Here is a 13,701-nt window from a genome sequence, read left to right on the forward strand (position 1 = left end):
TTTTCATTACTTGACCTGGTTACCCCAGAGATTCGGGTCGTCCACATTCTCCTTGGTCACCAGCGGGGCGGGAAGCTGGTCCTCGAGACCGTTCGGCAGCTCGATGATCGTGGAGTCGTGGTCGGTCGGGCCCGGCTTGAAGGTCTTGCCCTCGGCGGCGGCCTTGGCGTAGTAGAGCGCGTACTTCGCGTACAGGTCGGCGGGCTGGGAGACCGTGGCGTCGATCTCGCCCTTGCGGATCGCCTCGAACTCCTGCGGAATGCCGTCGTTGGACACCACGAAGACGTGCTTGGGGTCCTCGGGGGCGACCAGCAGGTTCTTGGCCTTCAGCACCTGCAGCGTCGGGGCCAGGTGGACACCGCCCGCGTGCATGTAGATGCCCTTGACGTCGGGGTTCTGCTCCAGGCGGGTCTGCAGCATCGAGGCGGCCTTGCCGCCGTCCCACTCGGTCGGCTCCTCGAAGACCGTGATCCCGGGGAACTTGGTCTTCATGCACTCGCGGAAGGCCTCGGCGCGGTCCCGGCCGTTGACCGACGACAGCGCGCCCATCAGCTCCACGACCTTGCCCTTGCCGCCCAGCTTCTCGCCGAGGAACTCGCAGGCCTTGGTGCCGTAGGCGCGGTTGTCGGCGCGCACCACCATGAAGACCTTGCCCTTGTCGGGCCTGGTGTCCACGGTGACGACCGGGATCTTCTTGTTCTCCAGCTGCTGGAGCGTGGAGGCGATCGCGCCGGTGTCCTGCGGGGCCATGACCATGACCTTGGCCCCCTGGCTGACCAGCGCCTGGGTGTTGGCCACCAGCTTGGCGACGTCGTTCTGCGAGTTGGTCGGGTTCATCAGGTCGACCTTGAGCTCGGTCGCCATCTGCGGGATGTACTTGATGTAGGAGTTCCAGAAGTCGGAGTCGGCCCGCGGGTGGTCGATACCGATCTTTCCGCCGGTCGCGCCGCTCGCGGCGGCGCTCGGGCTGCCGCCGCTCTCGGTGGAGCCGCACGCGGTGATGAGAGCCAGAAGGGCCGCGCTCGCGACCACGGGGCCGAACTTCATGATTTCGCCTCTTTTGGGGGGTGGGATTCCTAGTTACTTGGACGCAGGCGCAGACCCTGCATGCCGCCGTCGACGGCGAGTGACGTGCCCGTGGTGGCGCCCGCCTCCGGTCCCGCCAGGTAGCCGATGGCGGCGGCCACCTCCGCCGCGGAGACCAGGCGGCCCATCGGCTGGCGGGCGTTGAGCGCCGCCCGCTCGGCCTCGGGGTCGTCGGCCGCCTCGAGGAGCCTGCCGATCCACGGGGTGTCGGCGGTGCCCGGGTTGACGCAGTTGACCCTGATGCCCTCCCGGACGTGGTCGGCCGCCATCGCCAGCGTCAGCGACAGGACCGCCCCCTTGGTGGCGCTGTAGAGGGCCCTGTTCGGCAGGCCCGCGGTGGCCGCGATGGAGCAGGTGTTCACGATCGAGGCGTGCTCCGACCGCCTGAGGTACGGCAGCGCCGCCCTCGACACCCGCACCAGGCCCAGCACGTTGACGTCGAACACCCTCTGCCACTCGGCGTCGGCGTTGTCCTCGACCGTGCCCTGGGCGCCGATGCCGGCGTTGTTCACCAGGACGTCGAGCCCGCCCAGGCGCTCGGCGGCCTCGGCGACGGCCGTACGGACCTGCTCGTCGTCGGTGACGTCGGCCTTGACCCCGACGAACGGGTCGCCGGGCGGGTTGACGTCCAGGCAAACGACCTTCCAGCCGCGGGCGGCGAACGCCTCGGCGGTGGCCAGTCCGATGCCGGACCCGCCGCCGGTGACGAGTGCTCTGATGACGGTCATGTGTTCCTCCAGACCGCGCCGTCGGGAAAGGCGTGGGCGGCGATCGACTCGGGACGCATCTCGGCGCTGAAGCCCGGCCTGCCGGGGGCGGCGTAGCGGCCGCGCTCGATCACGACAGGATCCACGAAGTGCTCGTGGAGATGGTCGACGTACTCGATGACCCTGCCGTCCATGGTCGCGCTGACGGCGACGAAGTCGAACATGGACAGGTGCTGGACCAGCTCGCAGAGGCCGACGCCGCCCGCGTGGGGGCAGACGGGCACGCCGAACCTGGCCGCCAGGAGCAGGATCGCGATGTTCTCGTTGACGCCGCCGACTCTCGCCGAGTCCAGCTGCAGGTAGGACAGCGAGCCGGCCTGCAGCATCTGCTTGAAGATCATGCGGTTCTGCACGTGCTCGCCGGTGGCGACCTTGATCGGGGCGATGGCCCTGGCGATCGTGGCGTGGCCGAGCACGTCGTCGGGGCTGGTCGGCTCCTCCACCCAGTGGGGCTGGAACTCCGACAGCGCGTTGATCCAGCGGATGGCGGCGCCGACGTCCCAGCGCTGGTTGGCGTCGATCGCGATGGGGAAGTCGGGGCCGCAGACCTCGCGGGCGACCTTGAAGCGCCGGATGTCGTCGTCGAGGTCGGCGCCGACCTTGAGCTTGATCTGGGTGAAGCCGTCGTCGAGCGCCTCCTTGCACAGGCGGCGCAGCTTGTCGTCGTCGTAGCCGAGCCAGCCGGGCGAGGTGGTGTAGGCGGGGTAGCCGCTCTCCTTCAGCCTGGCGATACGCTCGGCCTTGCCGGGGGCGGCCCTGCGCAGGATGGCCAGCGCCTCGTCGCGGGTCAGCGCGTCGCTCAGGTAGCTGAAGTCGACCAGGCCGACGATCTCCTCGGGAGTCAGCTCGGCCAGCAGCAGCCACAGCGGCTTGCCCTCGCGCTTGGCCTTGAGGTCCCACAGGGCGTTGACCACGGCGGAGACCGCCATGTGCATGACGCCCTTCTCTGGGCCGAGCCAGCGCAGCTGGGAGTCCCAGACCAGCTCCTTGTACAGCCCGCCGAGATCCTCGGCGTCCCTGCCGAGCACGTACGGCTCCAGCGCCCTGATCGCCGCGGTCTGCACGTCGTTGCCCCGCCCGATCGTGAAGGCGAAGCCGTGCCCCTCGAAGCCGTCGTCGGTCTTCAGCACGACGTAGGCGGCGGAGTAGTCGGGGTCGGGGTTCATCGCGTCGGAGCCGTCGAGCTCCAGCGAGGTGGGGAAGCGGATGTCGTGCGTCTCCACCGCCACGATGCGGTAGTCGCTCATGCCTGGCCCACCGTCTGGCGCTGGCGCCCGAGGCCGTCGATCTCCAGCTCGATCACGTCGCCGCTCTTCAGGTACGGCTGGCCCGGCAGGCCCAGCGCGACACCCGCGGGCGTGCCGGTGTTGATGACGTCGCCCGGCTCCAGCACCATGAACCTGCTGAGGTAGCGGACGATCTCGGCCACGTCGAAGATCATGTTCTTGGTGTTGCCGTTCTGGCGGAGCTCCCCGTTGACCCACAGCCGCAGCCCGAGGTCCTGGGGGTCGCCGACCTCGTCGGCGGTGACCAGCCACGGGCCCATCGGGTTGAAGGTCTCGCACGACTTGCCCTTGTCCCACTGGCCGCCGCGCTCGAGCTGGAACTCCCGCTCGGAGACGTCGTTGGAGATCGCGTAACCGGCGATCTTCGTCAGCGCCTCCTCCCTCGACTCCAGGTAGCGGCAGGTCTCGCCGATGACCACGGCGAGCTCGACCTCCCAGTCGGTCTTCACGCTGTCGCGCGGCACCAGGACCTGGTCGTCGGGCCCGATCACCGTGTTGGGCGCCTTCATGAACACGACGGGCTCGGTGGGCGGGGTCGCGCCCGTCTCCGCCGCGTGGTCGCTGTAGTTGAGGCCAATGCACACGATCTTTCCGGGCCTGGCGATCGGCGGGCCGACGCGCAGCCCCTCCCCGTCGATCGCGGACAGGTCGCCGCGCTCCAGCGCGTCGCGGACGCGCGCCACTCCCCCCGAAGCGAGGAAAGCCCCGTCGATCTCGGGCTCTCCGATGTCGTACAGGTTTCCCGCGGCGTCCATCACCGCCGGACGTTCCTGACCGACATGTCCTACTCGCAGCAGCTTCACACCGCATCCCTCAGCTATACATCGGATGTCTCGCTTCCTGATGCTCGTTGCCGCAGGTGTCGCTGTCAAGTACTCCACTGCAGATACATCCGACCGTGACCTGGCCAGATAGGGGTATTTCTGCATATGTGAACGGGTAAGCTCGCGAAAACATCGGAGCTGAACCCTTGTTACGGCTGCGTTTCAGGTGCTACCTACTTGGCGGACATCTGCGATTCACCGGAGGACTCCGTTGGCCGTACCCCGCGCGTTAGTTCTGCTCTCCGCCGTCCTGATCGGAGCGATACCCGTGCCAGCAGCCCAGGCCGCCGCCGGCCCACCCGACGACCTGACGCTCTGGTACGAGCAACCGGCCACCAGCTGGGAGCGGCAGTCGCTGCCCATCGGCAACGGCGCGCTCGGCGCCACGGTGTTCGGCGGCGTGGGCAGCGAGCAGCTGCAGTTCAACGAGAAGACGCTGTGGACCGGCGGCCCCGGTTCCAAGGGCGGCTACGACTTCGGCAACTGGACCAGCCCGAGACCTGGCGCGATCGCCGAGGTACAGGCGCAGATCGACCGCGACGGCAGGATGTCGCCCGACGCGGTGGCCAGGAAGCTCGGCCAGCCCAAGAGCGGTTTCGGCGCCTACCAGACCTTCGGCGACCTCTGGCTGGACACCGGCCACACGGCCGCCACCGGCTATCGGAGGGAGCTGAGCCTGCGCGAGGCCGTCGCCAGGGTCGGTTACACCTCGGGCGGCGTCACCTACGCCCGCGAGTACTTCGCCAGCCATCCCGGCAACGTGATCGTCGGCAGGCTCAGCGCGTCGGAGGCGGGCAAGGTCTCCTTCACGCTGCGGACCTCGTCGCCGCGCGACGACAAGACGGTCTCCGTCAAGGACGGCAGGCTGACCGTTCGCGGCGCGCTGGCCGACAACGGCATGGTGTTCGAGTCGCAGGTACAGGTCATCACGACCGGCGGCAGCCGTACCGACGGCGCCGACCGGATCACCGTCACGGGCGCCGACAGCGCCGTGTTCGTGCTGTCGGCGGGCACGGACTACGCCGGCTCCTACCCCACCTACCGGGGCGAGGACCCGCACGCGAAGGTCACCGCCACGGTCGACGCCGCCGTCGCGAAGGGCTACGACGGGCTCAGGCGGGCGCACCTCGAGGACTACACCAATCTCTTCGACCGCGTGAAGCTCGACATCGGGCAGAAGGCGCCCTCCGTGCCGACCGACAGGCTGCGCGCCAGCTACACGGGCGGCGCCTCCGCCGACGACAGGGCGCTGGAGGCGATGTTCTTCGCCTACGGCCGCTACCTGCTCATCGCCTCCTCGCGTGACGGCTCGCTGCCCGCCAACCTGCAGGGTGTGTGGAACAACTCCACCAATCCGCCGTGGTCGGCCGACTACCACGTCAACATCAACCTGCAGATGAACTACTGGCTGGCCGAGCAGACCAACCTGGCGGAGACCACCACGTCCTACGACGACTACATCAAGGCGCTGGTCGCCCCGGGGCAGCGGACCGCCAAGGAGATGTTCGGCTCGCGCGGCTGGGTGGTCCACAACGAGACCAACCCGTTCGGCTTCACCGGCGTGCACGACTGGTCGACCGCCTTCTGGTTCCCCGAGGCGGCGGCCTGGACCACCCAGCAGATGTACGACCACTACCTGTTCGGCAAGGACCTCGACTACCTGCGCTCGGTCTACCCGGTGATGCGCGAGGCCGCGCTGTTCTGGGTGGACAACCTGCACACCGACCCGAGGGACGGCAAGCTCGTCGTCTCGCCCAGCTACTCCCCCGAGCAGGGCGACTTCTCCGCCGGCGCGTCGATGTCGCAGCAGATCGTCCACGACCTGTTCGCCAACGTGCTGGAGGCCGCCACCGCGCTCGGCACCGACGAGCCCGAGGTGCGGAAGGCGATGGACCGCCTCGACCCCGGCCTGCGCATCGGCGGGTGGGGCCAGCTCCAGGAGTGGAAGTCCGACTGGGACGACCCGGCCAACACCCACAGGCACGTCTCCCACCTGTTCGCCCTGCACCCCGGCCGCCAGATCGCCCCTGGCTCCAAGGAGGCGAAGGCGGCCGAGGTCTCGCTGACCGCGCGCGGCGACGGCGGCACCGGCTGGTCCAAGGCCTGGAAGATCAACTTCTGGGCGCGCCTGCTCGACGGCGACCACGCGCACAAGATGCTGGGCGAGCAGCTCAAGAGCAGCACGCTGGACAACCTCTGGGACACCCACCCGCCCTTCCAGATCGACGGCAACTTCGGCGCCACCTCCGGCATGGCCGAGATGCTGCTGCAGTCGCAGTCGGGAGTGGTCGACGTGCTGCCCGCGCTGCCGTCCGCCTGGGCGACCGGCTCGGTCTCGGGCCTGCGCGCCCGTGGCAACGTGACCGTGGACGCCACCTGGAAGAACGGCACGGCCAGCGAGATCACGCTGCACGCGGGATCGGCGGGGCCGCTGACTGTGCGCAACCAGATCTTCGCCGGGCGCTTCAGGCTCGTCGACTCCGCGGGCCGGGCCGTCCCTCTGACCAGGGACGGCGACGCGGTGACCTTCACCGCCGAGGCGGGCCAGAGCTACCGCGCCAAGGGAGAGGTTCGCGTCGCCCTCGAGGCGCCCGCCGAGACCAGCCCAGGCCAGTCGTTCCCGGTCAAGGTCACCGTCACGGCCACCGGCGACCGCGCGGTTCCCGCCGGAGACGTGACGCTCCAGCTGCCCAAGGGCTGGACCTTCGCGCCCGGCTCGATCCACCTGCCGGCCACGACGCAGGCCAGGACGAGGAGCGCGGCCTTCACCGTCACCTCCGGTCCCGCCGACGGCTCGCGCAGCGCGCGGATCACCGCGACCGTGCGGGGCGACGAGTGGTCGGGCCGCGGCGCCGCCGCGGTGGGCGTCGCCCCCTGCGCGGTACCCCCGGCCGACAAACCGCTGGTCACATGGGATCCCTCGGCGGGCACGACCGTCGCCGACGGCTCCGGCAACGGCAGGGACGCCACCGTCGTCGGCTCCGCCGCCTACGACGGCGACGGCGGGCTCGTGCTCAACGGCGCCACCTACCTGACCACCGCGCCCACCACGCTCGGGTTCCTGCGCGAGGCGTCCTTCGCGGCGGAGGTCAAGGTCGCGGGGACCGGTTACCGCCGCCTGTTCGACTCCCAGCCGTCGGGCAACCCCGGCAACGACGGGGTGCTGATCGACCTGACGCCCGACAACAGGGTCCGCTTCATCGGCGCGGGCCTGAACGTCACGACCGACGCCACGGTGCCCACCGGCCGCTACGTCGACCTGGTCGTCACCATGGGCCGCGACGGCACGGTCACCGTCTACGCCGACGGCGCCCGGATCGGCGGCGCGAAGGTGCCCGCCGACGGGATCACCGGCTGCGCCACCAGGCCGCTGCGCTTCGCCGCCGACCAGGGCGGCGGCCAGCGTCTCAGCGGCGCCGTAGACCGCGTCGCGATCTTCGCCCGCGCGCTGACCCCCGCCGAAGTCCCCACCTGGCAGCAGCTCGCCTTCTGAAAGGCCCCCCGTGAACGACTCGTTCCACCCGTCCCGCAGGGCCGTGCTCGGCGGGACGGCGGGCGCCCTCGCGCTCGCCATGATGGGCGCGCTGCCCGCACACGCTCAGGCGCCGCGCTTCCCCCTGAAATACCGTCTCGACACCCCCGAGAGCTGGGCCGCCTTCCTCGGCGAGCTCGACCTGAAGTGGGGCAAGCCGCCCCGCACCTTCTACGAGGGACCCTTCCTCGGCAACGGCGGCCTCGGCGCCTCCGTCTACACCGTCTCCGACCGGCTGTCGTTCACCCTCGGCGACAGCAGGGTCCGTGACCACCAGGGCACCGGCGGCTCGCTGTTCGGCGACGCCAGGCTCAGGATCGGCAGGCTCGACCTGGTCACTACTGGCGCCCTGCTCGACGTGGACCTGCGCCTGTCGCTGTTCGACGCAGAGCTGAGCGGCACCGTCACCACCACGGCGGGCACGATCGCGCTCAGGGCGTTCACGCACGCGACACGCGACCTGCTCGTCGTCGACGCCGAGCCGTCCGAGGGCGAGAGCGTGAAGTGGGCGTTCACGCCGTACAAGGCGGAGAGCCCCCGCCTCGGTTTCAACCCCCGGCCCGCCGGGCTCAAGGACAACCCGGCCGCGGTGGTGTCCGCCGACCGGTGCGACCAGGACCTCACCGCCGGCGGGCGCACCACGACCGCGTGGCGGGTCACCGGCACGACTCTGCTGGCGAGCGTCGCCCACACCTTCCCGGCAAGGGACGCCACGGAGCGGGCGCTGGCCGTCCTCGACGGGGCGCCCGACCTGGCCACGCTGACGGCCGAGCACCGGGCCTGGTGGAACGCCTACTACCGGAAGAGCTTCGTCTCCCTGCCCGACGGCCGGCTGCAGAGCTTCTACTGGATCCAGCTCTACAAGATCGCCAGCGCGACCCGCAGGGACCTGCCGCCGGTCGGCACGTGCGCCCTCTGGCTGGAGCCGACGCCGTGGCCGGGCACGTGGTGGAACCTGAACGTGCAGCTGGAGTACTGGCTGATCAACGCCACGGGCCACCGCGAGCTCGACTCACTGACCGCCTCCATCGGGAAGTACCGCGACAACCTGACGCTCAACGTGGGCGAGAAGTACCGCGCGGACTCGGCGGGGCTGTGCCGGACGAGCCAGGAGGACCTGCTGTCAGGGGCGCTCGCCGAGCCGGGTGACACCACGGCACCCGCCTCGTCCCTGGAGCTGGGCAACCTGCCGTGGGCGCTGCACAACGTCTGGCTCGCCTACCGGCACACCATGGACGACGACCTGCTGCGGGACCTGCTCTATCCCGTGCTGCGCCGGTCGGTCGGCTACTACCTGCACTTCCTGACCGAGGGCGCCGACGGCAGGCTGCACCTGCCCAGGACCTACTCCCCCGAGTACGACTTCGCCACCGACTGCAACTACGACCTCGCGCTGATCACCTGGGGCTGCCGGACCCTGCTGTGGACGGTCGAGCGCCTCGGCGTCGAGGACGAGCTGGCGCCGCGCTGGCGGGAGGTGCTCGACCGGCTGGTCACCCCGCCGCAGGGCGCCGACGGCCTGTGGATCGGCGCCGACCGCAGGCTGACCTCCTCGCACCGGCACTTCTCCCACCTGCTGTGGTTCTATCCGCTCTACCTGCTCGACGTGACCGACCCCGCCAACAGGGACCTGCTCGAGCGCTCGCTCAAGCACTGGGTCGGGTTCACCGGGGCACTCCAGGGCTACACCTTCACCGGCGCGTCCTCGATGAGCTCGCTGCTCGGCGACGGCGATCGGGCGCTCGGCTACCTCAACACGCTGCTGGACCGCTACGTCCGGCCGAACACGATGTACGCCGAGACCGGTCCCGTCATCGAGACCCCCCTGGCGGGCGCCCAGTCGGTGCACGACATGCTGATCTCCAGCTGGGGCGGCACGATCCGCGTCTTCCCCGCCGTCCCCTCCTCCTGGACGGAGGCCGCCTTCCACGACCTGCGCACCGAGGGCGCCTTCCAGGTCAGCGCCGTACGGCGGGGCGGCGCGACGGCGTTCGTGCGGATCAGGAGCCTGGCCGGCGAGCCGTGCCGGGTGATCCCGAACGGCCTGCCGGGGCCGTGGGCGGTCCAGGCGCTGCACGCGCCCAAGGACGTGCCGTTCCGCGTGGTGGACGGCGTGCTGGAGGTCGAGCTGGCCAAGGGCGAGGAGGTCATGATCTACCAGGCCGGCACCAGGCCCGACACCGAGGTGCTCCCGGTGGCGGCGACCCCCCACACCTGGGGCCGCCCCGAGATTCCACGCGGGCCGAGCACGCCGGTGCCGCTCACCGGGCTGCTCAACCACGACGGCATCACCCACCAGGACGCGCTCACCGACGGCGACCTCGGACAGGGCTACTCGCTGCCCGCCGAGGAGATGCCGGTCGCGGGGCCGTACCGCAGCGGGGGCATCGACTGGATCTTCCCCTCCTACGCCAACGGGGAGAAGAACAACGTCGTGCCGTCCGGGCAGCGGATCGAGGTGCCGCGCGGCTCCTACCAGGGCCTGCACGCGCTGGGTCTCGGCGTGAGCGGGGTCTCGGCCCAGATCGTGACGCTGGAGTACGCCGACGGCAGCACCGGGACCGTCTCGCTGCGGCTGTCGGACTGGGGACGCCAGCCGGAGAACGGCGAGGACGTCGCCGTCGCCACCACGCACCGGCACTTCAGGACGGGAGATCACGCGCTGGTCGTGCGGATCTTCCACCAGGCGGTGGCGGTGGATCCGGCGAAGGAACTGGTCGCGCTCAGGCTGGGCAGCAGCTCCAACGGTCACCTCTTCGCGCTCAGCCTGGAGCGGCCGATCTCCTGACCGGCCTCAGCCGGAACCGTCGCGCCCGCGGCGGGCCTGGAACCAGAGCGCTCCGAGGGCGGCCAGCGCGCCGCCGGCCGCCCCCGCGAGCAGCCCGACCAGGAAACCCGCGCCGCCGCCCGAGACGCCGGACAGCAGCACCAGCGAGAGGACCAGGCACACCGCGCAGAAGCCGATCAGCAGGAAGAACCGCTTGCTGAAGAAGGCGCCCTTCCCCGGCGCGCGGGGCGGCGCGCCCAGCTCCGCGTCGGGCCCGAGGCTGGCCGCCTTCGGCCGCTTGAAGTACTCGTAGAAGAACCAGGTGCCGCACGGCTCCCAGCCGTCGGGCGCGAGCTCCTCGACCAGGGCCGGCCTGCCCTTCCTGGTGACCACCTCGCGGCGGTACTCCCAGCGCTGGGGGTTGTCCTCGTCACGGTGGCAGACGAACCGGCCCGCGGCGTCGACCCTGTCGACCTCCCAGCCTTGGTCGCCGAACTCGTTCAGGTGGTGCTCGTCGACGAAGATGTCGGCGGTCCAGCGCCAGGTGCTCGACTCGGCGGCGTTCTCGGTCGCCGGAGCCGCGCCGAGCTGCCGGGCGAAGCCGGCGGCGGGCCCGAACTCCTCCTCGGGGTCGCCGCCGCTCTCCGCCAGGTAGGCGGTGAGGTCGGCGACGGTGGCCGTCACCGTATCCTCGGGCACGCCCCGCTCGCGCAGCCGTACGGCCAGCTCGTCGAAGTAGCCGCTCACTGGATGCCTCCCTTGGCGAGCACCGACCGCACGGACCGGTCGAACGCGACCCACAGGTCGCCCTGCTCGGCCAGCGTTCGCCTGCCCTGCTCGGTCAGCCGGTAGTAGCGCCTGCCCGGCCCCCGCTCGGTCACCCTGAACTCGGCCGCCACCAGCCCCGCCTCTTCGAGACGGTTGAGCACCGGGTAGAGCGTGCCGCCCTTGATCTGGCCGAGGCCCGATTCGGCCAGGCTCTTGGCGATCTCGTAGCCGTAGTTCTCACCTTCGGTGAGACTGGCCAGGACGAGCAGGTCGAGCACGCCCTTGAGCCAGCTCGCCCGGCGGTCGGTAGTCATGGTAGCGATGCTATCTACACCGTTCCCCCACCTACGACCTCACGCGTCTGCGGCCGCGGGCTCTCGGCCGGCCGGGCCATCAGCAGGGAACGGATGTCGATCAGAATGTGGATCACGATCGGCAGCGCCAGCGATCCGCTGGTGAAGTAGAGCATGGTGAGCGAGAAGCCCGCGAGCGTGACCATCACCATGCCCCTCCAGCCCTGGTAGAGGTGCCCTGCCACGAACACCGCCAGCGCCAGCCCCGCGGCGACCGGACGAGGGGCGCCCATCGAGGTGAACATCGAGATCAGCAGCCCTCTGAAGACGATCTCCTCGCACACGCCCGCGCTGACGGCCAGGACGAGCGCCAGCCACCTCTGCCCGTTCGTCCTGGGAATCAGCGCTTCGAAGGCTGCCTGACCGGGCATCGGGCTGCCCGACCTCCTCATCACCAGGGCGATCACCACCGAGACGACGACCAGCCCGGTGATGGTTCCGAGCAGCGTCGACACGTCAGAGGGAACCGTCAGGCCCAGGTCCGCCAGGTCGATCTCGGGCGAGAGTCCGACGACCAGCAGCGCGACGACGGCCATCCCCCACAGCTCGGCCGTCCAGGCGAGGAACATCCGCGTGTAGCGGCTCGGATCGTCCTTGAGAGCCGCGTACGAACGGCGGCCGAGCAGCGGGCTCACCACCGCGAGATGGACCACCAGGGCGATGAAGAGGGCGAGCGACATGGGGCGAACCTCCTGAGTTCCGGTACGACTTAGACGGTAGAACAAGCTAGTTAGCAATGCAATCTAGCTAGAGGCACTTCGCTACTTGACGGCCGTACAGGACTCGCATACAAAGGCGGGTAGGACCACGTGCTTGATCAAGTCAGGAGTCGCGCATGATCGAGCTCTACGACCCGGCCGTCTACGAGCGCGGCGTGCCGTACGAGGACCTGGGGTGGCTGCGGGAGAACTCCCCCGTGCACTGGCACAGGGACCCGCAGGGTCCCGGCTTCTGGGCCGTGACCAGGCACGCGGACGTGGTGCACGTCTCCAGGCATCCCGAGCTGTTCTCCTCCTACGAGGGCCTGGCGATGATCGGCGAGTATCCGGAGCCCGACAAGGAGCTGCAGCGGCTGCTGATCCTCAACCAGGACCCGCCCGAGCACTCCCGCAGGCGCTCACTGGTGAACAAGGGGTTCACCCCCCGCATGATCTCCAAGCTGGAGCAGCACATCCGGGAGGTCTGCGACCAGCTGCTCGACCGGTGCGAGGGCGAGGGCGACTTCGTCACCCAGGTGGCCGCGCCGCTGCCGCTGCAGGTGATCTGCGAGCTGCTCGGCGCGCCGGTGGCGGACCGCGACCTGCTGTTCGACCTGTCGAACCGGCTCATCGGCTGGGACGACCCCGAGTTCCAGACCACCTACGAGGACGGTCAGCACGCGGGTGGCGAGCTCATGGCCTACGGCAATGCGCTGGCCGCCGAGCGCATGCGGGAACCCCGGGACGACCTCATCACCAGGCTCATCAGACCCGGACCCGACGGGGCGATGCTGTCGCCCGACGACGTGGGGATGTTCACCATCCTGCTGGTCGTCGCCGGCAACGAGACCACGCGCAACGCCGCCTCCAACGGAATGCAGGCCTTCTTCGACCACCCCGACCAGTGGCGCAGGCTCTTGGACGACCGGTCCCTGCTGGAGCCGGCCGTCGAGGAGTTGGTCAGGTGGGCGACCCCCGTCATGCAGTTCCGCAGGACCGCCACGGCCGACACCACCATCGGCGATCAGCCGATCAGGAAGGGCGACAAGGTCGTCGTCTTCTACAACGCCGCGAACAGGGACCCCGCGGTCTTTCCCGACCCGGACGTCTTCGACATCGGCCGCGACCCGAACCCACACGTCGGCTTCGGCGGCGGCGGACCGCACTTCTGCCTGGGGGCGCATCTGGCCAGGATGGAGCTGCGGGTGCTGTTCGAGACGATCGCGCGCCGATTCCCTGACATCGCGCCGAAGGGGGAGGCGCGCAGGTTGCGCTCGAACTTCATCAACGGCATCAAGGAAATGCCGGTCGCCTTCAGACCACCCCAAGGCTGAACCCGGTGCCCCGCCGCCCCACGCCACCAGCACCTCGGCGCCCCCGCAGACCTCGGCGGCCTCGGCACTCGAGGACCTCAGCCACGGCCTCGGCGCAGAAGCACAGAGCCCACAGCCACACAGGCACCTCATCGGCCGACTACACCGGCACCCACGACACGCGGGGAGCGGCGGGCGACAGGCGGAGGGCGGCGGGCCATCGTCCTGCTGGTGGTCGTCGCCCAGGGCGGTGCGGTGAGGGTGACCACCGGAAGGGCGAACACGGGACGTTCGAGCGGACGGGGTT

At 70.1% G+C, this 13,701-nt stretch carries 10 protein-coding genes; 3 read left to right on the top strand and 7 right to left on the bottom strand.

The genetic code is table 11. The features are described from left to right. Positions 1-6: 6 nt before the first annotated feature. Genes H4W81_RS28990 through H4W81_RS29005 form a run of 4 tightly spaced genes read right to left on the bottom strand, consistent with a single transcriptional unit; the run spans position 7 to position 3,942 of the window. Complete coding sequence (locus tag H4W81_RS28990; RefSeq protein ID WP_192777722.1) at positions 7-1,047, bottom strand: sugar ABC transporter substrate-binding protein; 1,041 nt, start codon at positions 1,045-1,047, stop codon at positions 7-9. A gap of 29 nt (positions 1,048-1,076) precedes the next feature. Beyond that, the gene (locus H4W81_RS28995; RefSeq protein ID WP_192777723.1) at positions 1,077-1,814 is read right to left on the bottom strand and encodes an SDR family NAD(P)-dependent oxidoreductase; all 738 of its coding nucleotides are present in this window, start codon (positions 1,812-1,814) and stop codon (positions 1,077-1,079) included. After that, positions 1,811-3,100 carry an L-fuconate dehydratase gene (locus H4W81_RS29000; protein ID WP_192777724.1) on the bottom strand — a complete coding sequence of 430 codons (1,290 nt, stop codon included), beginning with the start codon at positions 3,098-3,100 and terminating at the stop codon, positions 1,811-1,813. The genes H4W81_RS28995 and H4W81_RS29000 overlap by 4 nt, the downstream gene beginning before the upstream one ends. Beyond that, entirely contained in the window at positions 3,097-3,942 is an 846-nt protein-coding gene (locus H4W81_RS29005) for a fumarylacetoacetate hydrolase family protein (protein WP_192777725.1), read from the bottom strand. Before H4W81_RS29005 ends, H4W81_RS29000 begins: the two co-directional genes overlap by 4 nt. A gap of 289 nt (positions 3,943-4,231) precedes the next feature. On the opposite strand from H4W81_RS29005, the gene H4W81_RS29010 reads away from it, so the two are divergent. Further along, complete coding sequence (locus H4W81_RS29010; protein WP_318782018.1) at positions 4,232-7,456, top strand: glycosyl hydrolase family 95 catalytic domain-containing protein; 3,225 nt, start codon at positions 4,232-4,234, stop codon at positions 7,454-7,456. A 10-nt stretch (positions 7,457-7,466) separates the two neighbouring features. After that, positions 7,467-10,283: a glycosyl hydrolase family 95 catalytic domain-containing protein gene (locus H4W81_RS29015; protein ID WP_225958839.1), complete on the top strand. Its 2,817-nt coding sequence runs from the start codon at positions 7,467-7,469 to the stop codon at positions 10,281-10,283. Between the two features lie 6 nt (positions 10,284-10,289). Here H4W81_RS29015 and H4W81_RS29020 read toward each other — a convergent pair whose 3' ends face one another. Genes H4W81_RS29020 through H4W81_RS29030 form a run of 3 tightly spaced genes read right to left on the bottom strand, consistent with a single transcriptional unit; the run spans position 10,290 to position 12,063 of the window. Then, positions 10,290-11,009: a DUF2812 domain-containing protein gene (locus H4W81_RS29020; RefSeq protein WP_192777726.1), complete on the bottom strand. Its 720-nt coding sequence runs from the start codon at positions 11,007-11,009 to the stop codon at positions 10,290-10,292. After that, entirely contained in the window at positions 11,006-11,344 is a 339-nt protein-coding gene (locus H4W81_RS29025) for a PadR family transcriptional regulator (RefSeq protein WP_192777727.1), read from the bottom strand. Before H4W81_RS29025 ends, H4W81_RS29020 begins: the two co-directional genes overlap by 4 nt. Before the next feature lie 14 nt (positions 11,345-11,358). Beyond that, positions 11,359-12,063, bottom strand: a complete 705-nt coding sequence (locus H4W81_RS29030; protein ID WP_192777728.1) for a CPBP family intramembrane glutamic endopeptidase — start codon at positions 12,061-12,063, stop codon at positions 11,359-11,361. 155 nt (positions 12,064-12,218) lie between these two features. On the opposite strand from H4W81_RS29030, the gene H4W81_RS29035 reads away from it, so the two are divergent. Continuing rightward, positions 12,219-13,415, top strand: coding sequence for a cytochrome P450 (locus tag H4W81_RS29035; RefSeq protein ID WP_192777729.1), 1,197 nt, complete (start codon positions 12,219-12,221; stop codon positions 13,413-13,415). Positions 13,416-13,701 lie beyond the last annotated feature (286 nt).

This window comes from Nonomuraea africana (assembly GCF_014873535.1).
Taxonomy (GTDB): Bacteria; Actinomycetota; Actinomycetes; order Streptosporangiales; family Streptosporangiaceae; genus Nonomuraea; species Nonomuraea africana.

Excerpts from the sequence above, each read along its gene's own strand:
- H4W81_RS28990 (WP_192777722.1), bottom strand. The coding sequence starts at position 1,047 with ATGAAGTTCGGCCCCGTGGTCGCGAGCGCGGCCCTTCTGGCTCTCATC.
- H4W81_RS28995 (WP_192777723.1), bottom strand. The coding sequence starts at position 1,814 with ATGACCGTCATCAGAGCACTCGTCACCGGCGGCGGGTCCGGCATCGGA.
- H4W81_RS29000 (WP_192777724.1), bottom strand. The coding sequence starts at position 3,100 with ATGAGCGACTACCGCATCGTGGCGGTGGAGACGCACGACATCCGCTTC.
- H4W81_RS29025 (WP_192777727.1), bottom strand. The coding sequence starts at position 11,344 with ATGACTACCGACCGCCGGGCGAGCTGGCTCAAGGGCGTGCTCGACCTG.
- H4W81_RS29030 (WP_192777728.1), bottom strand. The coding sequence starts at position 12,063 with ATGTCGCTCGCCCTCTTCATCGCCCTGGTGGTCCATCTCGCGGTGGTG.
- H4W81_RS29035 (WP_192777729.1), top strand. The coding sequence starts at position 12,219 with ATGATCGAGCTCTACGACCCGGCCGTCTACGAGCGCGGCGTGCCGTAC.